We start from the raw sequence: 25,072 nt of genomic DNA, 5'->3' as shown, positions 1-25,072 counted from the left end.
AAGATGATTAATAGATATTTGCTATTAATATTATTGTTATTATCAATAATGTATTCAGAAGATACAACAACACAAACAAATCCAACAACAGAAGAAAGGAAAGCCTGGTTTTTTGATACAACAAATACAACAAATTCAGGAGAGCCATCAAATTTAAAATATTTTAAATATTTTGATGTTTTGCCTGATGAAATTTCATTGAAAATATTTGATGATATTGATGTATCAAACTTAAAAGATAAAAAACTATTTGTTGGTTATGGCATTGTTGATCCAAAAGGAGAAGATTGTAAAGTTTTTAGAAAAGAAGATATGGGAACTCCAAATGATATTACTATTTGTTTGGCATATTGGAGGATAGAAAGGGAATATGCAAAAAATAATAAGTTAGCTTCAGAGAACTTAAATACTTTTGTAAAAGATTTGAGAAAAATTTCAAGACCTCCTATTATATATAAAACTTGCAAGGAATATAAATGGGGTAAAATCTATGAAGGAGGAAAAGTAACTTGTACTTCTTATTATGATAGATTAGCAGGTGGTACTTGTTGGGACAATCCAAAACAATCACAATGTTTTGTAAACAATTGTGGGGAAAATTTAATAAAAAATTGTGAGAGAGTAGATAGTGTAACAGGAGAAGAAACTGAATTAAAGGGTGCAATATTTGATAAAGGTTTAATAAAAGAGGAAGATACAAAAGCAGAATTAGTAACACATCAATTTAATTGTCCTAGTTCTCCAATAATGGGGAAAGATGAATGTATATTAGAAGAACAACATATCGTATATCCATATGAGTGTAAACCTGATTCAATAGATGAAAATAGTAATAAGATAGATGGAGAATATATTTATTGTGATGAAGATAAACCAGTCTTTGATGTAGAAGGTAATATAACAGGGTATATTGGAACTTGTGCAGATGAAACAAAAGTGACTTGTAAAGTAAATAACTTTAAAAAAACTAAACTAATTTGTGAAGAGCCAATTTATTCTACACAAATTACATCAGAAGTTAAAGAATTAAGTCAAGATAGAAGTTATACAGATTATGAAGTAGATGTATTATCTGGTGAACCCGATGAATATTCTGCAAATCCTGATTGCATCAGAATAAACAAAGTTGAAGATTCAAGGGATACAAAATTAACAGTACATATTGTGGGTAATGGATATTTAGATGATGATATTTATGTATTAAAGCACGCAGTTGATGGGACACACTATAAAATATATTGTAATATGCAACATGCGGGACCAAGTCCTTCTCAAAAAGCAAATATGAATACTTGTTTAAGTAAAAAATCTTATAACATTACAGATAATGAATTGACTGATTATTTTAATTGTTCAATAAGTGCAAATGTTTTTAAAGCAGAAGAATTAAAAAAATGTTTAGAAGAAAAAGGTTATACAAAAGAATTAGCAAAAGAAATTACTATTGAAAAAGCAAATGATATTTATTATTGTGGTGAAATTGTAAAAGGTGGTACAGCAACAAAATTATATAATGGTACTCCATTAAGTTGTTTAAGAAATGATGGTTCATATTCATTTAATCAACATGTAGAAATTAACTCAACAGATATTGTAAGTGTACAACAAAACTCAGAACAAGAGTATGTTAATGGCACACCATTTTCAGTTGGAAGAAACCATTATCGAAGTACAGTTGTAAAAATTGATAATGTTCATGTTGCACCTGATACTGCACAAAGTCATTTTCCATATTATCCTGTGGACATTGATAATGGAGGAATTTATTTGCGAACATGGGATAATACTACATCTACTTTTTCTTTGATGTTTCCTTATGCAGGTTCGTTTGAGTTATATTTTTATAATAAACATTATCAACTAATGGCAAAAGAGACTTTAGAGTTATCAGATTTTTCTAGTTTATCATATACAAAGGCAAAACAACTGCTACTTGGTAAAAAAATGAAATTAGCACCTGGTATTGAAGAAGATATAGAAAAAGAAGATGGAACTTTAGAGTTAAAAGCGAATAGAACAGATGATTGGGTAGAATGGGGTGGAGGAGTTTTTGGTGGAAGGCACTCTAAAACAGGTCAAACTTCACAAAGCCCTAATGATGACTATGTAATAGATAATGCAGTAGAAAAGGTTGTAATTAAAGATTTAATAACGGGTTCAATAGTACCAATTAAATTAGTCTATCCTCTCCCATATCCTAATAGAGTATTTATTTCAAAACTAAAAGTTTATGAGCATAGAAAATATAGATGCTATGGTGATTATAATCAAGTACCAATAGGTGGTAATGGAGAGTTAACATATATATGTAATACGAATCAAAAATGGCAAGAATATCAAGATGGACTTGTAGATAACTTAGATGGTGTACAACAATGGCAGAATGAAGAGTTATGTCAAAATAATTGTAGAGACTATAAAGTATGTACGACTGAAACAAGAACAATAAATGATGAAGAAAAGCAAGGATGGACTTGTAGTAGTAAGGGTGGTCAAAATATAGGAGGTGATTTAGAAGGGAACTTTTTTAGTAATGAATTAAATTGTAACTCTGCTTGTTATTCACAAAATAGTTGTACAAGTTATACAGATAATCAATGTGTAAAGATAAGTGAAAATGAGACACATAAAATAACAGACCATACAGGTAAAACAGTAAGTACAAGAAAAGATTTAGTATATAGATGTGACAAAAGAGTTGATATAGAAACTGGATGTGCAAAGTACGCATCAGTAACAACTGAAGGTGAAGTTGACTTTAATATAATGGGTGTAGGATATGAAACAAAAGACTTTACAAAAGCTTTTGAAGATGCAATGACAAGTGCTAATATGTTAGAAGTAGGAACTCAACATATATGGTCTGGATGGAAAGGTACTTGTGTTAAAGGTAAAAAATGGGATTTTTCATATTTATCTGATCCAATGACTATTGTAAGTTATGCAATGCAAGCTTACTCTTCTTGGAATTATATGTCTGGAGGAGCTGATCTTGATAAAGCAGGACAAACAGCAAATGAAACTGGAGAAAAAGCTGCAAAAGCACAAGAAGCCTTAAAAGCAGCGACAGATGCAGGTGTTACTGGAGCAGAATTAGCAGCATTGCAAACAGCGGCAAATGCAGCACAAGCAGCAGCAGATGCAGCAGCACAAGCACTCTCAAATGTTTATAATAATATGAGTTCTATTGCTAAACAGTGGGAGGCTTTCAAATATGCAATTTCTTCAAAAATAGATAGTGCATATGCAGGAATAAAAGATTCAGTAGGTGGTTTATTTACGGATGGAGCAGGTAATATTAGTGGTACATCAGAATCACTACAAGGAATACCGAGTAATGTTGATAATACCGTAAATGATATAGGAAAAGGGCTAGATAAAATAAAAGATACAACAAATTCGGGTGGATCTACAAGTTTACTAGATACAATTAAAGAGAAATTAGGAATGGATATAAATAATGTATCTAAAATGCCTGATATAAATACCCCTGCAAGTGAAAATTTAGAAGCTCAAAGAGAATTAAATAAAAATATTATAAAACAAGTTGCTGAAAAAAAATCTTTAACAGAACAAGCAAAAGAGTTATTAAAAGGTATAGAACTTGAATGGGACAAATCTGTAATAGGTGATAAATCATCATTTATTAATATTACGCAAGGTGATTTAATAAAATTTGGTGCACAAGCAGCAATTACTTTAGCAGCTCCTAGTGAAGCGGAATATAAATTAGCTGAAAGATTAATGGGTGGTTATGCAGGAACAAATGTTACAACAGAAACACAAAACTATAATGCTTGTATGGCTTCAATAGGAGCAAGTTTACCAAATTTAGTAGGATGGAGTTCTTCATCAGATCCAAGTAAAGAATTAATGATGCCTTGGGAACATGTATTAAGATTAACTCCTATGCAATTAGCAGCTATTTCCACTGTAACAAGTGAAAATTATGTAATGAGCCATTACATGATTGATAATTCAGTAAATAGTTTAACTTCTCCTACACAAATGAGTACAATTTTAGTTGATGTAGTTGCAATTTCTCCAGATGCTTATTTAAAAGCAGCAAATGCAGTATGTATGGGAACTAAAACATTTCAAGCAAGTGAACACATTTCATATGAAAACAATAAGAAAGATGAAGATGGTGGTGGTATGGGAGCAGGTGATGTTGCATTAATGCTTGTAAAAATGATTATAAGCTACTATTGTCCTCCTTGTGGATTTGTATTGACTATTATTACTGATTTATTTACAAATGTTTTTGCAAGTGTTAATACTTGTAAAAATGAAATGGATGCAATGCAATGGGATATGTTACATTACAAAACATATAAATTCTTAAATTTCGATCAATGTATTCAAACCCGTAGTTATTGTGATGAAAAAAGTTCCTGGTTTGGTTGTGTTAGAAAAGGGTATGATTATTGTTGCTTCGACCAAATCACAACAAAAATATTTGCAGAAGGATTAAAAGAACAATTATATCCTGCAGGAACATCACCTGAAGTTAAATGGCAAGATTGTGCAGGAATAACGATTAATGATTTACAAAACATTAGTTTTCAAGAGTGTGGTCCAAATCAAGATCCATATATAAATAAATGTTTTCCTACAAGTAAATATTCAGAATTTCAGCAAACTCTGTTTAGACAAGCTTCAAAGGGAATAGATATTTCAGGTTTGACTGAACAAGTTATAAATAGTATGGCAATAGAAAAAGGGATGGATTAATAATATAATTAATCCATTTTGTTTAATAAATGTTATTTATATGCTATAATACAATTTCATTAATATTTAAGGAGATATAAAAAATGAAAAAATTAGTTGGTTCAATTGCAACAGCAACTATACTTACATCAGGAGCATTTGCGAGTGATTTTTATATGGGTTTAAACCTAGGGCAAAGTAAAGTTGATACACAAATTGAGAATGTACAAAATGCAAGTTTAGATGAAAAAGATACAAGTTATGGGGTAACTTTAGGATATAATATTAATAAATACTTTGCAGTACAAACAACATATACAAAATTTGGTGATGCAACACTTGATTTTAAACCTGGAAGTACATTTAAGTTAAAAAATGAACCTCTTACATCATTTGTTGATGGGGATATTAAAGTAGAAACTAAATCAATATCTTTAGAACTTATAGGAAAAGCTCCAATTCATAACTATTTTACACCATTTATTAAATTGGGTATGCATAGATATTCTAAGGAATTAAAACTGAATACAACACTTGGTTCAGTATACTCAAAAGCAACTGGAACAGACAAATTAGTTGGTTTAGGTATTGAATCAAAATTCACAGAAAATATTTATACAAGAGTAGGGTATGATAAATACTATTTAGATGATGAAGGTGATGTAAAAAATCTTTCTTTCTCATTTATCTACAAATTCTAAATGAAGTACCACCATTTTTGGTGGTACTTTCTAAAACTCCAAATAAAGCAATCTTTTAATTTTTTTTATTTCAACTATAAACTTATTTTGTAACAAAATTAAAAATTTATACATAAATTTATAGTAAATCTAAATTTTTTTAGTTAGCTTATATTATTATTTACAAATATAATTATGGAAAAAATAAGGAATAATAATGAGCACAGAATTAAGACTTAATGATACTCAAAAAAGAGAAATTCTTAGAAGCTTTAAAGAAGTTGATATGCATAAAGAACTTAAAATACTGTTTTCTAAAATGTATAATAAAAATGGGGATGTTTATCTTACTCATGGGCGAGATGAAATGGGAAGAGACTTAATAATATCTTTAAATGATCCAACTGGAATTGAGAATATTGCAGTTGTTGTTAAAATGGATAAATTATCAGGTTCTGCATCTGATAAAACTTTATTTGAAATTACAACTCAAATTAGACAATGTTTTGAAGTACCTTTAAATGTAAAAGACAGATTGTCTCCACTAAAAACAAATAGAGTTTATGTTTGCATTTTTGGTGAAATATCAAACAAAGCTGAATCAAATTTAAATGCTAATCTAAAAGAACATGAAGGGAAAATTAAATATTTTGATATTCATATGATGTTGAAGTTTTTTACTGAATATTATTCAAATATATTTTTAGGTGCAGCAAGTATTGAGGCATTACATAATAAATATAAAGAATTATCAGAAACTTTATTAAATAAGAACAAATTTATTGAAACTTCATTTATAGAGCCTAATTTAAGAATCTTTAATAAATCAAAAGAACATTTGCTAGCCATTTCTAAAAACTCAGATAGTGCTAAAATTGGAAAAACAATTGGAGAAAATTTATTTGGAGAAAAAGAAACTATAAATACAATGGCTACTAAATTACTAAATAGCCAATATAAAATTTTAGTTGAAGGTGATGCAGGTTCAGGAAAAACAATTTTTGTAATTAAATTAACTATGCATATTATAGAAGAGACAATACATAGTATTAATGTACAAAACTGTAATGAAATGAAGTCAATTAGTATACCAATAGTTTTAAAAGCTACTGATTTAACGAATGGAAAGAATATTGAGAAAAAAATATTAGAGTATTGTTACAGTGAAGAAGAAATTTTATTACCTTCTTTATTATTAATTGATGGTATGGATGAGGTAAATAATAAAACAAAAGAAAAAATAATTAGTGAAGCAGAGGCTTATTGTAAAAGAAAAAATATAAGCTTACTTTTTACATCAAGAAAAAGTACCGAAGTGAAAAAGAAATTGCACAAATATCAGAACTACGAGCTTCTTCCTTTTGAAACATCACAAGCTATAAATTATATAAAAAAAATGCTAAGTCAAAATCAAATTCTTTTAAATACTCTAATAAAAGGTATAGAAGTTCTACAACATCAAATCCCACTATATCCAATGTCATTATCTCTATTAATTGAAATTGCAGAAACTCAAAAAGAAATACCTGCTTCAATAAGTGAGCTTTATAAAAGATATATTGATATGACTTTAAATCAATATAGTAATGGAGAACAAATTAATATAATTTTTGAGCCAACAATAAAAATGACTTTCTTAGAAGATATTTCTTTTAATTTATTCTATAAAAATAATGTAGCAATAATCAAAAGAAATTCATTTGAAAACTTTATTGACAATTATATTAAGAATTTTCCATTAATTACGAATAAAGAAATATTTATTATAGAATTAGAGAGAACTTCACTTATTAAAATAGGAGAAGAACATGTTGAATTTTTACATAAATCATTTTTAGATTATTTTATTGCATCATATTTTAAGAATAGGCAAACTGAATTATATGATTCAGATGAATTTAAAGATATTTATAAACTATATCATTCATCATTATGGGAAGATGTTACATACTTCTACTTTGGACAGAAAGCAAGGATAACTAAAAAAGAGATAGATTTATTATTATCTAATACTCCAGAAGATTTTGAACCATTACTTAAAGATGTAAGTCAGTTTATGATTGCAAAATTATTACAATTTGCTTGGCACACAGATTCCTTAGATAAAGAACACGCAATTAAAGTAAGTATTTCAAATATTTTAGAAATGAGAAAAGGTTTGTCAAAGCTTATTGAAGAAGATTTAGGTATGCAATTACCAAAAATACTTGGGGATATACAAATGATACATTTTGTAGACGAAGCATATTCGAGCAGATTTTTAGTTGATGAGGTAAAATCTATAATTGAGAGTATAGATAAAAATAAAATTGCAGAAAATGCAAACTTATTTTATTTTTCAACTTTATATATATTAGAAAATATGAATTTACTAGGTGAGGAATATACAAAGAAGTTTTTAGATAGTTTTATAGAATATTCCGATTGTGTAAATCCTGACATATCTCTTCCATTAGTAAATATAGTAAATTTATTTGTAAATAAAGGAAAATTACAAGCAACTGATGAACAATCAAAAAATCTTTCAATAATTACAACAAAGATGAAGAAAAAATACAGAGATTTAACAATAGATTATTTAAGTTTTAAAAATAAAATGGATGAAATGAGAATAAATAAACTTTCAAATTCAACAAAAAAAAGAAAGTATAAATAATATTAAAAAAGTATTTTTGATTTAATAATATTATTTATACAATAAAATAGTCAATTTATAATATTATATTAAGTTTTATTTAGTATAATTTCAATGTTCAAGCGGTTATATGAACAATCGTTTGTTTCCTTAAAACTAAGTAACTAAAAAATAAAGGACCGTTTGAACAAACCTTATTTAAAAGTATTTACTCTCAAAAAAAGAAAAAACAATCAAAAAACATGGCGTTTATATAAAGATGATAAGATTAAAAAATCGAATCATCTTTGATTAGTAGGTTTTTATAAGATTTTTTAAAAATAATTTTTGAGAATTTTATCCCATTAAGATTTAATTTTGTAGCCTCATCCTCATTTAAAACTATTAAATCTAAGTCAGAAGTTGCTTCATTGAATTTATCAAAAATATTTGAATCTTTTGGAAATGTCCTAGGTGTATTTAAACATGCTTTTGGATATTTGTAATTATCAGTAATTGTCAAACAATTATTTTTATTATAATAAATAAATGATTTATTATTTGGATCAAATATCGCACCTTTTTCAATTATTAAATCTCTGTTAGTATCTATTACTAATATCATATTAATTTTTCCTTCTATTAAAAATATAATTATATACTAAATTGCTAAGAAATTAAACAATTATTTTTTAGATAATATATCTTCAATCATTTCATCGGTAGGATTAGTATATACAGAGGTTGTAGAAATATCACTATGACCAAGTAACTTTTGAAGTACATTTATTGGTATAACTTTAATTTTATTTTTTGCATAGGTATGTCTTAGTGCATGTAATTCAGTTTCCTCAACCCCTGCTAATTTGTAAACAACATTAACTGCTTTGTAAAGTTGGACTCTACACAGAGGTTTAAGTTTTCCAGTAATGGCAATTGTACTAAATTGATTATACATAGAAAGTGATAATAAATAATTAATCTCTTCATTCACAAAGTCTTTTTCTATATATACTTTTCTTTGTTTACTCCCTTTTCCAATTACACTAATTACATATAAATGGTCTTTTGAACAATTTTGAAAATCAGAAAACTTGATTTTAATTGTTTCACTTACCCTAGTTCCTGCAAAAACCATAAGCTTTATTAGTAAAGAGTTTCGATAAGCAATAAATCTATCATTATGATTTAATTTGTAAAATTCAAGATAGTTGATTAATTTATCAAAATTATTAGTATCTAATCCTTTTGGTTCTCTTTTTGGTTTTTTAATTTTAATATCTTCAAAAACTTTTTTAAAATCATACATTTTCCTGTCATTTCTTTCTATATATGAGAAGAATTTTTTTAGATTACTGATTATTTGGTTTTTTGTAGCTTCACTAATCTCCTGGTGTTGTTCAGATATTGTATTTCTATATTCTATATATTCAAAAATATCTTGTTCTCTTAAATCTTCAAAACTAATTTCTTCATCATAATTATTCAAGAACTCAAAGAATTTATCAAGATTTCTATTGTAAGCCTCAATAGTATTAATAGATTTATTTTCATTTTCAATTTTAGCCATAAAATGTTTTTTATGTTTTTCTAATTTTTTTATAAAATCATCATTCATAAAAATTACCCCTAATTTGATAAAAATTAGGAAAATATAACATATAAAATATTAATGTAACATAATTCTATATTATGTTACATTTTAAAATATAAAAATTGATTTACAACTATACCAATTAAATCAAATAGTCTTTTATTTATTAAAAGTTTTATGTTACATTTAAATAATACTATATTCCATTTAAATATCTAAAATAATATAGAATAGTTAAATGTTTAATTTTATATTATTATGTGTTATAATTCATAAATTATTCAAGGAGTACGAATGAAAAAAATAATTATTGGACTTTCAATTTTTGCATCAACATTACTTTTTGCTGATTGCCAAAAATTAAATTTGCAAAAAGGTGATATAAATACTAAAAAAGATTTTATTCAAAGTCTTAGTTTATCATTACCTACTATTAAAAAAATATATTTTGATTTAATCAAAGAATATAATAAACTTGACAGTGAAGCCGAAGTTGTTAACTATGTTAGCAGTGAAAGCTTAAAAAATTTATCTTCAACTGCAGTTTGGGGTAGCCTTACTTATTTAACTTATAATGAACCTGAAAAATACAATAATTTTTTAAAATCTATAGATTTCACAAAAATTGATTGGTGCAAAAAAACCTACAATATAAATAATTTAAAAATAATTCCTTCAGATAAATAATTTTGGTTATATTATGAATTTAGAAAAAAAGTATTTATTACACATTTATAAAAAACAAATTTTATATTTTTTAATTTGCTTTATACCAATTTTTACACTTTCTTATTTTTGGAGTAAATTTAATTTTAGTGATTTTAATTTTCTATTATTTTTATTACTATTTACAATTACATATGTATTCTTTAAATTTGCTATTAACATTGTTAAAAGCTCTAACTTTAATCATTGGCATTTAAGACTTAATGAAGATGAAGAAAATTATATAAATAAAAAAATTGAAGAATTTCCAGATATTAAACACTATATAAATATAAACAATTGCAAATTTAAATATTGCTTATTCCAAATCAAAATGATAGTAAATGAACTTAATGAAAGGGGAAAAAGTGAACAAACTAAGTGATAATGAATTATTACTTCAGAAAGAATGGCTAAAAAATAATAAACCAAATAGCTACTTTGAAACTCTTACTGATAAAAGAAAAGATGCTTTAATTGGATTATCATTCTTTATAAAAGTTGATACAAATAACAAAAAAATTAGTAGAAAAAAAGTAACTATTATTAAAAGAAGAAGTATTAAAAATGAAGATTTTCAGATTGAACACAGATACTTTGATGATTTAGATAATGTATATACACAATCTGAGATTTTATCACTTTGTAAAAAAATATAGGAATTAACAATGTGTAAAGGTATAGAAAAATTAAAAGAAGCAGTTATTTTTGATTGTAATAAAGGAGAGGGATGTTTTAATCCCAATGGCTGCAATCACGAATTTTATAGGACAGTGCTGGAAGATAATCTTGTATTAATTAAAATGGGTATAGACACATCTTGCAAACGTATTTCTAATTGTACTCACAAATATTGTGATAAATTTAAATGGGTTATTGATAGAGCTAAACATTATGCAGAAGTTACAGGGTTAGACTATAAAGATATTATCGACAATTGGGAAAAAATCGTAATTATTGGTACATGAATTATTATCAAGATTCTAATCAACCAAAGCTTGATAATGATAAATCTGACATTAGAATTTTTAACAATGAACGTGAGGCAAAAGCTAGTTTTGGTAGTAGTGGATTTAGATGTTCTACTTGCAAAGGAATTTCTACTGATCCATATGACTGTAATAGTGGGATTAAAAATTCTAATGGAAAAGTTTGTAATTGGAAATCTTATGGGTTACTTACAGGTGTTGGTTCTTACATTTTTTTAAAAAATAAAATGATTATAAATTTTATTTTTACTCCAATTGCTTGGGAAAAATGAATAAGAAACTTAGAAAAACAAATATTAAAAATTAACAAAAGGAATTAATGTGAAAAGAAGAAATTTTCTTAAATATCTTGCAATTGCACCTTTCATTATTTCTAATGCATTTAGTAATAATGGAAATTTAGACAAATTCGGTACGGTATCTCTTGCAAATTTAAAGATGAAAGGTGATTTAGATGATGATTTATTTGTGCTATTAAATAGTAAAGATAATACAAACTTCTTACATTGCTATCAAATGCATAATCCTAAAGAATTCTTTAACTATCAAGGGAAAAAAATAAAATCAGAAGCTATTTATGGAATGATTGATTTTAAAGATACTATTGCAATAGGAGAAAATCATGTTCTATCCTTATTTGTTGCAAATGAAAGAGAAGAAGTATTTGAATTACCTCAATTAAGAATTAGAACTCATTTTAAAGCAGTTGATTTAACTTTAAATAATAAAGTGCTTATTCCTGCTTTAATACCTGAAAATAATGATGTTCCAGGTTATCCAGTTTGGTTTGGTAATGATGAAGGTTATTGCATAATAGATGAAACAAAAGCTGAAAACTACAATTATTATAAATTATGGGAAAATGCAATATGTGGCGGTGCATTTGTAATTAGTAAATCTCAAAAAGTTAATATTAAATTATTTAATTCTAGAAATGATTTAATGTTCAATTATACAGGTATTGCAGATACAACTCCAAAACAACTGGTTTATGATGAAGTTAAAAATGATGAATTCAGTTCTCATATTTTTGCTGAAGTTGATGGAGCAGTTTATGATGGTACAAATGAAAGTACTAATAATGCATTTATTAAAGCAAATGCAATAACTAAAGTTTTAATCGAATTAAATGGAGAGATTATCACAATTGATTTACCCTATCCTCTTCCATACCCAAATAGATTATATATCTCATCAATAAGTTAAAAGGAGTATTATGAAAACAATTTATAAAATCAATCATTGGATATTATTTTTAAGCTTTCTTGGTTTAGTTGCTACTGCTTTAGCAGCTGATTTTTTCTTCTCAAAAGAAGCAATTATGAAAAGTTTTGAAATATCGCTGCCACAACTTAATATTTCAATTCCACCTGCAGATAGACTTTTTATTGCACGTATTGAAAGAAGAATTACATGGGATTGGCATTTTTATTCAGGTATTATTTTTACTATTGCTATACTTCTTGTATTATTTAAAAAAAGTACTATTAATAATAAGAAAGTATATCTTACTGTTTTAGGTATGGTGATATTTGGTCTTATTTTAAGTATTAGTGGTATTTGGATGTATATAAGAATTGATTACCCTATTTCAGAAGAAACATTTAAAAATCTTAAAATTGTTCATAATTATTCTAAATGGATATTTATGTCTTTAGTTGTAATGCATTTATATTTTATTATAAAAATTGAAAATAAAACTAAAAAAGAGTTAATATCTAATATGTTTAGAGCTTCTTCAATTATTACAGCATTTACATTATTATTAAATACAACAAATGCAAATGCAGAACAATTAAATAGAGACAAATGGCTTAAAGATCCTGAATATATTCAAGGTATGTTATATATGAAGGGAAAAAAAGGATTAAATACTATATTAAAACAAATTTCAAATTGTCCGTATGAAAAATGTAGAAAAAGTGATGTAAATGCAAATGAAATTATAGGAACTACGACTATTGAAGTTAAAAAACCAAATTTTAAATTAGCAATAGAACATTTATATAAAGCAGTTAAGGGAGGGAACTTCTTAGCAGCAGATAAATTAGCTGATTTTTTAATAAAAAGAATTGACTACAAATCTAAATATCAAGATGGATATATTATGTCTTTATTAAATGAGGATACAGGGTTAGATATAAATAGTTATAAGAAAATACTTTTTAAAGCATTAGAAGTGGGAAGTCAATATAAAGGTTGTACAACTACTTATTTAAGAGGTGAATTTTTTGAAAAAGGATATTTATCTTATGAGAAAAATAAAGATAAAAGTAAAGAGTATTATTTAAAAGCAAATGAATTTTGCCCATCTGATAACTATTATTCAATGATGGCAAAATCTAAAATCTAAGCAAAGCTACTTTTGTAGCTTTTGCATAGTCTTTATATGAGAAAAAATATTTCTTTTTTTATATAAATACTATAAGGAGCTTAATTGAAATATACTGAATGGATTAAAGAGCAAGAACAATTACTAAAGGAAGGGAAAGAACATAAATTTTGTTTCTTATCTGATAATAATATAATCATTGTATTCAATAAAGAAAGTGAAAAGATTTATTATGAAATTAACAAAAATACAATTGATATAAAGAATGAACTTGAAAAACTAATGGAATATTCTTGGGTAAATCAACAGATAATTGATGAGGTTAAGACTCTAGCAGTTAGAGTATTTAAATCTGAATTGAAAAAAATTGCATAATGAGGTAAAAATGGAAAATATTTATGTTGTTGGATTTATTAATGATGGTAGAAATGTCCTGTTAATTAAGAAAAATAGACCTGAATGGCAAAATGGAAAATTCAATGGGGTTGGAGGGCGAGTAAAAGAAAATGAAAGTCCTATAAATGCAATGAAAAGAGAAGCAAAAGAAGAAACAGGATTATTAATTTTAAAATGGAATTTACTAGAACTTGTTGAGTATGATAATGGTGTGAAATTGTATGTATTTCACGCAAAAATTAATAATTCAACTCTTTTAAAATATAGAAGTTTGACTGATGAAAAGGTTTCAATATTTAATATGGATTTTTTACCAGGAGAAAGTATTGAAGATATAAAAAGATTTATTAAAAATTTAAGGAATAAAAATGTTTAAAAATTTTAGGAATGAGATACAAGAAAAGATAAACACTTATAGTCTTGAAGAGTTAGAAAAAAAAGGTGAGGAGGTAATAGGATTAAAGGAATCAAATTTTTTTGATGCAAAAATTAATTTTTTATTCGCAAACTCTAAAATTTTAAAAAAGAATATTAGAGTATTTTTGATTATTTTAATTATATATGTAATTACAATATCTTTTTTAACAGTGCAAATAATATCTTTATTATCAGTGCAAATGTTTGGATTATTTTTTAATGTTAGGGTTAATCTCAGTAGTATTACTAATTGCCTATATTAATAAAAGTATTTTAATTTTCTTTGAAATGGTAGCTAAAAGAACAATGGAACTTAACAAAATAGAGTTTGAGCTTAATAAGAAAAAGAGAGCATCAAACTTATATATCAAAAATTAATTTTAATAGGTCTAACATTTTATGTTAGACTATTTAAGATTAAAAAAAGGACAAGTATGTGTTTTATAACAGTTAATGATTTTAAAAAAATAAAAAGCAAAGCTAAAAAAAATTCAAATAAAGGTAAATAGTAATGAGTAATATCGCTAAAGACCAATGGGATTTCTCGAAGTTGTTATTAAATAAACTATTAATAAATGTTAATCTAAAATACTTTATCAATAATTTACTTTAACTATTAAAAAAATTATATCATAAAAGTCAACTATTTATGATATCAATTATTTAATATAATACAATACAATAAGAAACAGATAAACTATTTTACTGATCGATGAGTGGACAAGATTAGATGTTGCAGAATTTAATGATATAGAAGAAGAAATCATTGAATTTAAATACATCAATAAAAATGGTAAATATCAAGCAATATAAAGGAGAAGAATGAGCGAAGAACAGAACATCATCAAAAAAACTTGTAAAGAGTTAGGTTTGACTTATGCACAACTTGCAGAACAGATTGGGTATAGTGAAGGCAATATAAATAAAGTTGCTTCAACTGGAAATGTAAGTGAACCCTTAAAAAAAGCTATTGAAATGTATCTTGAAAATTTAGAGTTAAAGAATCAGTTAAATGAATACGATGAACTTAAAAAACTCCTAAAAAAGGCTATTAATTAAAAGGTATGCCCCGTAAGGGGATACCCTTTATCTCAATTCTTAAAACAACAAATCCTTCCAATTTATAATATTTGAGGATGAAAAGGAAGTGTTAGAAATTCTGTGTCAGTCTGATATAGGGTACTTTTGCATAAAGGTACTAAAAGTTCCATATTGCTTAAGTAAAAATTAAATCTTTAATATTTATTTTTAGTATATTACAAACTTAAAATAACACCATAAAGAGAGAATAAAATTATTAAAAGAAGAATAGAAATTTTAAATTTTCTCAACACAATAATAAACCTTACAATTAAAGCTAATAAATCAAAAATATTTTTTATTCCACTTGGAAATATAGGATTACAAAGTGCTACAAAAATTAGTGAAACTACACGAGCATTTATTCCTATTAGTGCTTTTGTAATAATAGGTTTTTTTGAATAATTTTCAAAACTTTCAACTAATAAAAAGCCTAGTAAGAAATAGCAATAGTAGTAACTATTGAACCTAACATATAAATCAGAACTAACAAATAATGAAAATAATCAAGTAATTAAAATTTTTCATTAAATTTAATTATAATTTAACTTTTTGGTTAAAATATAGTTTAAAAAGTTAATCTAATATGCTATAATGCAAATAAAAATAAAAGAGTTTCAAATGATTATTCCTACACAAGAGCAAATTAATATAGTACATGCAATAAAAAATGAAGAAAGAATAAAAATAAGAGCTTTTGCAGGTGCAGCAAAAACAACAACACTTGAACTAATTGCTAATAGTTATAAAAGCAGAAAAATTTTATATCTTACATTTAACAAAGCAAATGAGCAAGAAGCGAAAAAAAGGTTTAAAGACAATAGTAATGTAACTGTAAAAACAATAGATGCTTTAGCATATGCAAATATAGCAAAATATGCAAAAAAAATAAAAATAAGAAATATTGTAAACTATAAAGAGATAGATATTGCAAAATTATATAATATCTCTTTTTTGGAAGCAAAAGAAGTATTTACAATATTTAATAATTATTGTAATTCAGATAAACACTATATTGATATTGATCAATCAAAAGAAGATTATGAATATTCAGAACTTGCACAAAGATTATATGATGAAATGGAGACTGGAGTAATAGAGCCATCATTTGCTATGATTAAAAAACATTTTGAAACTATGCTAAAAGATGATACTATTGGTTATTTAGACTTTGATATTTTAATGTTGGATGAAGGGCAAGATATTAACCCTGTACAAATATCAATTTTTAATAATATTCCTGCTAAAAGAAGGATACTTGTAGGTGACGACCATCAACAAATATACTCTTTTAATAACTCTATAAACGCAATGAAAAGAGTTAAAGGAACATTATTCCATCTTACAGAAACATTTAGATACAACAAAGAAATAGCTGCAATTGCTAATAAAATACTACAAAGATTTAAAGCTGAAGAAAATAAGATTGTATCAAACATTGAAGTAATTGAAAATCCAGAAATTAAGACAGAAGCTTATATTAGTAGAACTAATGCAGAGCTTATTAAAAAAATTGCTGAACTAATTTCAGAAGAAAATTACAATTTTAATACTTTAAAAGATCCAGATATAATATTTACTTTTGCAATTGAATTGTTCTATTTTTTAGCCAAAGAGAATCATTTAATCAAAAAAAACAAAAAGTTTTTTTCCTCTTTTAATTCAACAAGTGAGCTTGAAACTTATATAAATGAAATTGAAGATAATGAGCTTTCAACTATAATAAAAATAGTAAAAGAATATGGTGCAAAAATAATCTCATTTTACGAGATAACAAAAGAGAATTATGATAAGGGACAAAATGGACTTATATTAACAAATGCACATATTTGTAAAGGATTTGAATTTGATAAAGTAATAATCGCAGACGATTTCGCAGATTTTGCTTATATAATTGCAAAGGCAGGATATGAAAGTTATCAAGACTATATTGTAAATATAAACAAAGTACCTTCATTTTATACTGATGAAATAAATTTATTTTATGTTGCAGTTACAAGAGCAAAACAAATATGTGATTTATCAGACTCAACAACTTATTTACAAGTTTCTTGTGACCTGGATGTACTTAACTTTAGAATTAAAAAAGAGTATGATGCATTACAAAGAAAAAGAAAAGGTTTATTTTAAAACTCTTTTTCTTTATAGAATGTTACATTTCTAATATATATAATCTAGCACATAAACCTCAACAATTACTTTTATTATAATATCCACACTCTCAAAAACAAAACTTTTCTTCAAACCTTTTTCACACTTCCAACAATTCCAACACATTTTCAAAAACTCAAAAATTAGTCCCCATACTCTTCACTAAACAGCAATAATGTTATTGATGTTATAATTTTTCAAAATGTTAATTTTGTTGTTAATGTTGTTAGTTTTGATAATATTGTTAATGTGGTGCGGGGCGAAACTTCAAAAAAAATAGGAAAATATGCTCAAAAGAAAATAAAGTTGAAACACTTGAAACATCAATTGGAAGTACGGTAAAATAGTGCTTATAGTAAAATGGTCGTGTCAAGGGGCTAGATTATATATTTAGAAAATGATACATTTATTGTTTATTTGAGTTTATTTGCTAATAAAAATATGCTATAATAGTATTAATAATATTAATTAGATTATTTATATTTTTAATATTATAATTTATCTTACTGGGAGCAAATAATGGAAAGTCTTAAAAGTATTGACAATAGAATTCAAACTATTAGAACTTTAAAAAACAAAGTATCTGATATTCTTGAAAACAAAAAAGTTATTACTAATAAAGATTTTGAATCTTTGAGAAAAGAATCTTCAGATTTAAATATTGGTTATAAACCTGAAAAAATTAATTTTATTGGTACAATTGCTATTGCAATTGGATACATTCTTGGTGCTCAATCTATATTAACTATTACTAATAATAGTACTTTAGGTTATATCGCAATTATTTTAATTGGGTTTCTTGCTTTTTTTGTTATGTCTAAATTAATGAAAAGTTATTATAGAAGCAACCTTTATATTATTATAGTTTCTATTGTAAATGAAATTAAAAAACTTGAAAAAGAAAAAGAAAATATTTCAACGGTAGAAAACTCTTGAAAAAATTTAGTTTAACTTTATTCTTTGTTTTTTTATTTAGTACTAACTCTTTTGCTGCTAGTATTAATGAAGTTAAAAAAGATATAATGTTAGATATTTACAATGCTAAAAAATGTAACCTTGCAAATATGGGTAATGATTTTGAAGAATTTTATTCTTCTAATTTACAAAGTCAGGATTTCAAGTTTTTATTGAATTTAAAAATTCAATCTATTAACAAAATTAATTCAATGGCAGATACTATCTACAATAGTTACATTGTTGAACTAAATTCTCAATGTGAAAATGGAATTAACCCTATTAACATTGAAAATTACATGAACAAAGAGTTACTTAAATAAAGTAACTCTTTCATTAGGTTATAACTTTATGAAATGAAAGGGTGTAAGGATATTATGTCTAGTAAATCAAAAAAAGAAACTCTTATTGATGCTAAACAAGAAATATTTAATATATTAAATACTGTTTCTGTTGAACGAATTTTTTTTAATGCTAAATATTACATTATTGATGAAGATACTGCAGAAAAAATTATCGCAATTGATGGAACTTTAAAACCTCTTAGAACTGAAAGTAAAAGAGGTAAAGCATATGATGTTAGAAAAATTGTAAATTTTATCAATTATGGTAAACCTGCATACAGTTTCAGTTTTACTATTGTTGACAAATATGTTTTAATTACAGACAACATTAAATGTTGTCAAGCTGCTCCAGTTGAATTTATTGTTGATTACAATTTCTTAATTGATAGACTAAGAAAAAGACTTGAAAAGAGTAACTACTCACAAGATTTTAAAGATTCAGTTATGAATAAATTAAAGAATAAATTAGAAAAAGAAAGAGATTTTATTAATTTTGCAGCTAATAATCCTGAAGAACATGAATTCGAAATATCAGGATATACAGATAAAATTTCATATGCACAAATTAATTTTGCTTATTTAGAAAAAAATGATAAAGGTTTTTATATTAAAAAAGGTAAATCAAATAAACACTTATCCAAATTAATACCAAACATCATAATTTTTAGAGAATTTAAAAATGCAGATAATCATAGACCAGATATGAAGACTAAATATCTTTTAGAAAGAGGTTTTAAAAAATATGGAAGAAGAATTTATATTAAAAAGAAGAATGTAAATGAATAAGATAGAAAATAAAACAGTTAGAATAAAAATTGCACAAAAGGCATTTAAAAAGTTAACTATGCTTAATATTAATGCTTGTTTAGAGTATGAAAAAGGAAAAGCAAAATATGCAGAAGATGTTATTTATATAGAGCTTTTTCCTATGACTCCTCAAAAAACATATGATTCTAAAAACAAAATTAGTATGAAATACAATTCTTTTGAATTAAGAGGATTAGCAGTTGCATTAAAAGAGCTTTTTCAAAAAAAAGAAACTTCATATGTTAAACATACTGATCCATCATTAAGCAGTTCTAGTGGGAATAAGAAAACTCTATCAATTTCTACTAGGAATAGCACTCTTTTTTCAATTAATATTGCTGTTAAGGGAGCAACAGGTATATTTATTGAGTTTGATAAATATGAAATAATTAGCCTTGCACAATGTATTGAAAAAATTGCTGATGAGGTTGATACTTTCCACTACAATTATCAACAATATATTGATAAACAACTAAGGAGTAAAAAATAATGACTTACCCAAGAAGAGATTTATTAATAAATAGAAGTAGCGATTTTTTATTACTGTTATTAAAACAAAAACAGTATACTTTTTCTAATTTAAAAGAAGAAGTTTTATTAACATTTTGTTTAAACTTATTAGATTGTTATTTTAATGCTGATTTACATAATGAAAAAAAACTTTTGCCAGATTTTATTGATGTAGGTCAACGTCAAATTATAAATAACCATATGTCAATCTTAAAAGAGTATTTAGAAAAACAAGTTATTAGTTATCAAACATTAGAAAATCTAATTAAGAATAAAAATAGATTAATGGAGCCATATGGCTTCTTATACAATAAACTAGCAGCATTATTTAGAAACCATGTTCAAAATATGATAAAAAAAGAAGAAAAGTTTTTATGGATACCTGATATGTTAGTTATTTATTTAATAAGTGACATGAAAGAATTTAACTACAAATTCTCAAAGTTTGATTATATAAGAGAGAACAGTTTTGAAGATATTTTAAATATATATCACAAAACGGATTCGATACTTAAAATATTTGAAAACAAATCAAATTCTAAAGACATTGAAGACCAAACAGTGATAAAAAGAATGTCAAATCTTTCTTTAAAGATAATTGGCAAATATAATACAATTAAATATAAAAGTTACTAACCAATATAATACAGAACTATTTGTGTATTAGCAGTATAGCTCAAATAGTTCTTTACTTTTATTTATTTTTGCTATCTTTTTCAAAGTTCTTTTTATTAATACTGAAACAGCTTGCTCTGAATTAAAATTAAATACTTCTTTTAATGCTGAAAGTGTAACATCAAAATCACTTGTACAATCTAAATATACAGGAATTACTTTTTCAATAAATATGTCATAAATTTCATACTCTGGCTCTTCAACACATACAAAAGTTTTTCCATCCTCTCTTTCAATATTAATAGTTACTAATCTACTTGAGAACTTATTTATAAATTCATTTTTATCATCACTATCAATACAACCAAGTTTAATTAACTCTTTTCTGCTTTTAATTATTGCTTTAAATGGTTTGATTTCAAAAAAATTTGTTTTCATAGTTACCCTTTAGGTTAATTTATAAGTGTATTATATAACCTTTTGGTTACATTGTCAAGAGTTTTGTTTATAAAGTTGTATTTTTTTGTTAAAATATGTTCTATAAATTAAAGGATATTATTTATGCCATTAACTACTGAAGAATTCGATATACTTCTTAATAAGTGTAAATTAACAAAAAAAGAATTTGCGAATATTTTTGAGATTGAGCCTAGAACTGTTTATAATTGGGTTAATAGTCAAAAAAATATTCCTTATTGGGTTAAGCCTTTTTTAGAGCATTACTACAACAGTAAAAAATATGAAGCTATAAAAAATATACTAAATGAAACTATTGAAATTGAATAATATGTGAAAAAAAACCTTTTTTCAAAGGGAAAAAACCCTATCGGGTTTTTTTATTAACTAATTTATTTAAATCCTCTGCAGCCTTATTTAAAGCTTCAGTAACCTCTATATCAAAAAACTTACATAGAAAATATATTTCCCTATATGTTCTATAACCGTATTTTTTTATAAATGTCATTTTTATTGGATTTTGTTTGATTTTCATTTTGTTTCCTTTGATGTAGTTTTTTAGCATAAGCTACTTGAACATTTATTTTTAAATATTCAAGAAGCTTATGCCTACATCAAAGTAAGTTGTGGTGGTGAGTTTTACAGACTTAGATTATTTATAATCCACCAAAAGTCCAACCTCTAAAAAAAGAGGAAAGTATCTTTATTTTTTAATTACCTCATCAGTAATTGAAATATTCTTTTTTTCATCCTTTTTAGGTTCAATACCTAACAATTTTGCTCCACCAATAATAGTCCCCATAAGCAATAAATCTGTAGTAACATCAATCGCTATTACTACATATGCAGGTGTATTAATTGTATGTTTAACAACTTTTGTTGGAATACTATCAGTTTTCTTAACTGCACATCCATTTAATACAAATATTAATAGTGATATTATTAATATACTTATATATCTCTTCATTTTCACTTCCTACTTTATTTAAGTTATTAAAAAATGTTGAAAATATCATATTCAGCACACTCAAAAGACTTATTCAACCTTTTAGCATGTTCAATTGTTTTTTCTTCAAAGTCCATATTTTTTGCATCTAATTCCTCGTCCATAATAGCTTGTTTAATTTCATCTTCACTCATATCTGTATATGCAAAGAATACTGTACCATCATCATCTTTTACATGAACTAGCTCAATATTGTTTGTAATATCAATATAACACATCCAAGTGTCAACAAAGTTGATTTCTTTATTATTATAAGAATTCATAAAGTCCTCTAAGCTATATAAATTTATGTCATTACTATCAATTAATTTTCTTACTTCCTCGTAAAAAGACTCTTTTGTGTTGAAAGTTCTCCCCTCAAAACTATTAAGTTCATTTTTGTCAATTGCCTCTGCATTTACTATTATTACATATTTCATTTTTATATCCTTTTTATCTTTTTGTTTAGTTGTATAATTATTTAATACAACATTTTCTCTTTTTTTAACCAAGTAACCAAACTTTAAATTTGATATTGTAATTAACCCCCCTATTAGCTCCAGAAATACCTTCACTAAAAGTCCAACAACAACCTATCATTGTTTTTGAAGTAGGGGTTAGGTTTTTTAATACCAATCTTGTTCGTTCAATATCAACAATTTCTGAATCATAAGTACAACCGCTAGCTTCAGAATAACCACCTTCTGAAACATATACCCCAATCTTATTAGAAAGTTGAATATTCCCATCTTGATGAATTCTTGAAATTCTTGCAAACTTACCTTCTGAATATTCAACAAAATCACCATCTTGTGGTTTTTTTCTTTCAAGTATTTCAGCTTCAATAGACTTAAATAATTTCAAATCATTATTAATCAAATCATCAAATTTATTTTTACTATTTCTTACATAACAAATCATATCTTGCAAAAATTTAATTGCATATCCTTTAGCTAAACCAGTTTTGTCACTATTTATTTCATCACATAAATTTTCATAAGTCATTTTTATTTCTCCAAAATTCATTTTTTCTATGCATTAAAATATGCATTTTCTACTGTAACAAATTCATCAGTCTTACAAAAATTACTTTTTATAATATGTTGAGGTTTTATTTTCCCATCTTTGTCAAAAATCAATTCTTGATTAAATGGATATATATTATAAATAAAACCTTCCTTTTCAGTATCATAATAAATATGGACATATTTATCATTTTTAATAAATGCAGTTTCAGCACTTAATTCTAATTCTAATGCCACTTCTTTAATAAATTGTGGTACTGTTGCCATTTTTTATCCTTATATACTAAAAAAATACACTTATCCATCAAGGATATTGTGTATCCATATGGATAAGCTTCAATTATGAAGCAACTAATTGATTTTGTTTTAAATTATTATTGTGTAATAGCTGATAATGCTACCACTAATCCACCTAGAGGACCTGCAGCTTGAATACCAGTTTCAATACTATTTAAAAACTCATTTCCATTTCTATGGTCTTTATTTGGATTAAGTTTAACTGCCTCTGGCATTAATACTACAATCTTATCATCTCCTATTCTTTCTATTGACTCTGAATCACCTCTGTTTTTAGCAACATTTATTGCATGACTACAAGCTTCTTCATATTGTAAAGCTGTAAAATATTTACTTTTACAAATATTACTATTGTAATAGTTTGTTACAGACATTCCAGTACCACCATGATTATTTCCTAATCCAAAAGTCATAACAACATATCTTGGTTCAGATGCTGTTTTGTACATTGCATTATCAATTGCTATAATACTTCTAGCTTTTGTTCTGATTTCTTTTAAAACTTCTTTTCTATTATCATCAACCCATTTTCTGCATTGTTTCAATAGCTCTTTTTTAGTTTTAAGTTTTTCGTCATAACGCTCCATTGCACACTTAGCAGAGTGCCAGAATCCATAAAAAGGAGCATCAACTGTAGAACATGACCACTTGTGATTTTCACCACCACTTTCAGTCTTTTTCTTAACTGTATCAATATATACAGCTTCTATGCCTACAGTTCTATTATCTTCGTTTTTAATTTTTTCAAAATCAAGTGTCCATAATTTTTTACCATCAAAAAGAATCTCTTTGTCAAGAGTTCTTAATTCAAAAGGAAGGTCATCATTTTCAACTCTAAAAGCTACAGGAATATCTTCTTTCCTAAACTCTTTTATTTCAATTGTAACCTTATCTTGAACCATAACACTTTCTGATTTTCTCTTTCTTGGCATAATTACATTAGCCATATAATAAAATGGAACTTTTATTTTCATTTTCTCCTCTTTCGTACCTCAGTACTTATAACGAACAGAGTTAGTCCCATAAGGACTAATCCTCTTTCGAGATGTTTAGCCCTTATTGGGTACTTATTATTTTTTTATAACAAACATAAAGTAAATTTTATTAATCTTGCAATGAAACCAATACTTTTGTGATTTTATAACCTAGTGTTTGGTTTGCTAATTTTTCTACATATATTTTGCTACAAACTGCTAAAACTGCTGCAAGTACAAAACCACCTGCAATAATTTTTAATTTTGAAAATATACACATTGTTTTCTCCTAAATTAATTTAGAGTTTTTGTTTATTTCAAATGAATATTAATTTCCTAAATGGTATATAACCTAATATAATAAAGTTAGAATTTAATATTTATCGTATTTGATAAAAGTCTTTTAATACATTATTACAAAGGATATATCTTTA

31 protein-coding genes are annotated in these 25,072 nt (G+C 25.5%); 21 read left to right on the top strand and 10 right to left on the bottom strand.

The features are described from left to right. Window positions 1-3: 3 nt before the first annotated feature. From AMYT_RS14325 to AMYT_RS14315, 3 genes are all read left to right on the top strand, one after another. On the top strand, window positions 4-4,734 hold the full coding sequence (locus tag AMYT_RS14325; RefSeq protein WP_114843297.1) for a hypothetical protein: 4,731 nt from the start codon (window positions 4-6) through the stop codon (window positions 4,732-4,734). 83 nt (window positions 4,735-4,817) lie between these two features. Beyond that, a complete protein-coding gene (locus tag AMYT_RS14320) occupies window positions 4,818-5,414 on the top strand; it encodes a porin family protein (RefSeq protein ID WP_114843296.1) in 597 nt (198 codons plus the stop codon). Window positions 5,415-5,610: 196 nt separating this feature from the next. Continuing rightward, complete coding sequence (locus AMYT_RS14315) at window positions 5,611-8,049, top strand: NACHT domain-containing protein (RefSeq protein ID WP_114843295.1); 2,439 nt, start codon at window positions 5,611-5,613, stop codon at window positions 8,047-8,049. Between the two features lie 247 nt (window positions 8,050-8,296). On the opposite strand, the gene AMYT_RS14310 is transcribed toward AMYT_RS14315, so the two are convergent. Together AMYT_RS14310 and AMYT_RS14305 are read right to left on the bottom strand one after the other, a co-directional pair. Then, window positions 8,297-8,632, bottom strand: coding sequence for a hypothetical protein (locus AMYT_RS14310; RefSeq protein WP_114843294.1), 336 nt, complete (start codon window positions 8,630-8,632; stop codon window positions 8,297-8,299). Between the two features lie 60 nt (window positions 8,633-8,692). Further along, window positions 8,693-9,625: a tyrosine-type recombinase/integrase gene (locus AMYT_RS14305; RefSeq protein WP_114843293.1), complete on the bottom strand. Its 933-nt coding sequence runs from the start codon at window positions 9,623-9,625 to the stop codon at window positions 8,693-8,695. 270 nt (window positions 9,626-9,895) lie between these two features. On the opposite strand from AMYT_RS14305, the gene AMYT_RS14300 reads away from it, so the two are divergent. From AMYT_RS14300 to AMYT_RS14220, 17 genes are all read left to right on the top strand, one after another. Beyond that, on the top strand, window positions 9,896-10,288 hold the full coding sequence (locus AMYT_RS14300) for a hypothetical protein (protein WP_114843292.1): 393 nt from the start codon (window positions 9,896-9,898) through the stop codon (window positions 10,286-10,288). 13 nt (window positions 10,289-10,301) lie between these two features. Then, window positions 10,302-10,691: a hypothetical protein gene (locus AMYT_RS14295; RefSeq protein WP_114843291.1), complete on the top strand. Its 390-nt coding sequence runs from the start codon at window positions 10,302-10,304 to the stop codon at window positions 10,689-10,691. Further along, window positions 10,675-10,965: a hypothetical protein gene (locus tag AMYT_RS14290; RefSeq protein ID WP_114843290.1), complete on the top strand. Its 291-nt coding sequence runs from the start codon at window positions 10,675-10,677 to the stop codon at window positions 10,963-10,965. Before AMYT_RS14295 ends, AMYT_RS14290 begins: the two co-directional genes overlap by 17 nt. A gap of 9 nt (window positions 10,966-10,974) precedes the next feature. Beyond that, on the top strand, window positions 10,975-11,274 hold the full coding sequence (locus tag AMYT_RS14285; protein WP_114843289.1) for a hypothetical protein: 300 nt from the start codon (window positions 10,975-10,977) through the stop codon (window positions 11,272-11,274). Then, entirely contained in the window at window positions 11,244-11,567 is a 324-nt protein-coding gene (locus tag AMYT_RS14280) for a hypothetical protein (protein WP_162919526.1), read from the top strand. The genes AMYT_RS14285 and AMYT_RS14280 overlap by 31 nt, the downstream gene beginning before the upstream one ends. A 49-nt stretch (window positions 11,568-11,616) precedes the next feature. Then, a complete protein-coding gene (locus AMYT_RS14275; protein ID WP_114843287.1) occupies window positions 11,617-12,501 on the top strand; it encodes a hypothetical protein in 885 nt (294 codons plus the stop codon). Between the two features lie 10 nt (window positions 12,502-12,511). After that, window positions 12,512-13,648: a cytochrome b/b6 domain-containing protein gene (locus AMYT_RS14270; RefSeq protein ID WP_114843286.1), complete on the top strand. Its 1,137-nt coding sequence runs from the start codon at window positions 12,512-12,514 to the stop codon at window positions 13,646-13,648. Between the two features lie 84 nt (window positions 13,649-13,732). Beyond that, window positions 13,733-14,002 carry a P-loop NTPase family protein gene (locus tag AMYT_RS14265; RefSeq protein WP_114843285.1) on the top strand — a complete coding sequence of 90 codons (270 nt, stop codon included), beginning with the start codon at window positions 13,733-13,735 and terminating at the stop codon, window positions 14,000-14,002. Window positions 14,003-14,012: 10 nt separating this feature from the next. After that, window positions 14,013-14,399, top strand: coding sequence for an NUDIX domain-containing protein (locus AMYT_RS14260; RefSeq protein ID WP_114843284.1), 387 nt, complete (start codon window positions 14,013-14,015; stop codon window positions 14,397-14,399). Continuing rightward, window positions 14,392-14,703 (top strand): hypothetical protein, encoded by a 312-nt coding sequence (locus AMYT_RS14255; protein WP_114843283.1) that lies wholly within the window; start codon window positions 14,392-14,394, stop codon window positions 14,701-14,703. Before AMYT_RS14260 ends, AMYT_RS14255 begins: the two co-directional genes overlap by 8 nt. A gap of 559 nt (window positions 14,704-15,262) precedes the next feature. Next, a complete protein-coding gene (locus tag AMYT_RS14250) occupies window positions 15,263-15,499 on the top strand; it encodes a transcriptional regulator (RefSeq protein WP_114843282.1) in 237 nt (78 codons plus the stop codon). A 615-nt stretch (window positions 15,500-16,114) separates the two neighbouring features. Then, window positions 16,115-17,650, top strand: a complete 1,536-nt coding sequence (locus AMYT_RS14245; RefSeq protein ID WP_114843281.1) for a UvrD-helicase domain-containing protein — start codon at window positions 16,115-16,117, stop codon at window positions 17,648-17,650. 540 nt (window positions 17,651-18,190) lie between these two features. After that, complete coding sequence (locus AMYT_RS14240) at window positions 18,191-18,607, top strand: hypothetical protein (protein ID WP_114843280.1); 417 nt, start codon at window positions 18,191-18,193, stop codon at window positions 18,605-18,607. Then, a complete protein-coding gene (locus AMYT_RS14235) occupies window positions 18,604-18,948 on the top strand; it encodes a hypothetical protein (protein ID WP_114843279.1) in 345 nt (114 codons plus the stop codon). Before AMYT_RS14240 ends, AMYT_RS14235 begins: the two co-directional genes overlap by 4 nt. 54 nt (window positions 18,949-19,002) lie before the next feature. After that, window positions 19,003-19,755, top strand: coding sequence for a hypothetical protein (locus AMYT_RS14230; protein ID WP_114843278.1), 753 nt, complete (start codon window positions 19,003-19,005; stop codon window positions 19,753-19,755). Next, window positions 19,748-20,266, top strand: coding sequence for a hypothetical protein (locus tag AMYT_RS14225; protein ID WP_114843277.1), 519 nt, complete (start codon window positions 19,748-19,750; stop codon window positions 20,264-20,266). The genes AMYT_RS14230 and AMYT_RS14225 overlap by 8 nt, the downstream gene beginning before the upstream one ends. Further along, window positions 20,266-20,922, top strand: a complete 657-nt coding sequence (locus tag AMYT_RS14220) for a hypothetical protein (protein WP_114843276.1) — start codon at window positions 20,266-20,268, stop codon at window positions 20,920-20,922. The genes AMYT_RS14225 and AMYT_RS14220 overlap by 1 nt, the downstream gene beginning before the upstream one ends. A 27-nt stretch (window positions 20,923-20,949) precedes the next feature. On the opposite strand, the gene AMYT_RS14215 is transcribed toward AMYT_RS14220, so the two are convergent. After that, the gene (locus AMYT_RS14215; RefSeq protein WP_114843275.1) at window positions 20,950-21,339 is read right to left on the bottom strand and encodes a hypothetical protein; all 390 of its coding nucleotides are present in this window, start codon (window positions 21,337-21,339) and stop codon (window positions 20,950-20,952) included. Window positions 21,340-21,462: 123 nt separating this feature from the next. Between AMYT_RS14215 and AMYT_RS14210 the strand changes: the two genes are divergently transcribed. Continuing rightward, the gene (locus tag AMYT_RS14210) at window positions 21,463-21,687 is read left to right on the top strand and encodes a helix-turn-helix domain-containing protein (protein WP_114843274.1); all 225 of its coding nucleotides are present in this window, start codon (window positions 21,463-21,465) and stop codon (window positions 21,685-21,687) included. Window positions 21,688-21,724: 37 nt separating this feature from the next. Here the strand turns inward: AMYT_RS14210 and AMYT_RS15005 are convergent, their stop codons facing one another. The 7 genes from AMYT_RS15005 to AMYT_RS15000 form a co-directional block, all read right to left on the bottom strand. Beyond that, entirely contained in the window at window positions 21,725-21,892 is a 168-nt protein-coding gene (locus AMYT_RS15005; RefSeq protein ID WP_162919525.1) for a hypothetical protein, read from the bottom strand. A gap of 168 nt (window positions 21,893-22,060) precedes the next feature. Then, a complete protein-coding gene (locus AMYT_RS14205; protein ID WP_114843273.1) occupies window positions 22,061-22,324 on the bottom strand; it encodes a hypothetical protein in 264 nt (87 codons plus the stop codon). 26 nt (window positions 22,325-22,350) lie between these two features. Further along, window positions 22,351-22,782 (bottom strand): hypothetical protein, encoded by a 432-nt coding sequence (locus AMYT_RS14200; RefSeq protein WP_129085755.1) that lies wholly within the window; start codon window positions 22,780-22,782, stop codon window positions 22,351-22,353. Window positions 22,783-22,846: 64 nt separating this feature from the next. Continuing rightward, window positions 22,847-23,368, bottom strand: a complete 522-nt coding sequence (locus AMYT_RS14195) for a hypothetical protein (protein WP_191287701.1) — start codon at window positions 23,366-23,368, stop codon at window positions 22,847-22,849. Between the two features lie 5 nt (window positions 23,369-23,373). Further along, window positions 23,374-23,634 carry a hypothetical protein gene (locus AMYT_RS14190; RefSeq protein WP_114843271.1) on the bottom strand — a complete coding sequence of 87 codons (261 nt, stop codon included), beginning with the start codon at window positions 23,632-23,634 and terminating at the stop codon, window positions 23,374-23,376. Between the two features lie 107 nt (window positions 23,635-23,741). Next, window positions 23,742-24,638: a hypothetical protein gene (locus AMYT_RS14185; RefSeq protein WP_114843270.1), complete on the bottom strand. Its 897-nt coding sequence runs from the start codon at window positions 24,636-24,638 to the stop codon at window positions 23,742-23,744. Between the two features lie 130 nt (window positions 24,639-24,768). Continuing rightward, entirely contained in the window at window positions 24,769-24,918 is a 150-nt protein-coding gene (locus AMYT_RS15000; protein WP_162919524.1) for a hypothetical protein, read from the bottom strand. Window positions 24,919-25,072: the final 154 nt, after the last annotated feature.

The organism is Malaciobacter mytili LMG 24559 (genome assembly GCF_003346775.1).
Taxonomy (GTDB): Bacteria; Campylobacterota; Campylobacteria; order Campylobacterales; family Arcobacteraceae; genus Malaciobacter; species Malaciobacter mytili.
Note: the sequence above shows the minus strand (reverse complement) of the source record. Positions and strands in the feature narration are given on the sequence as shown.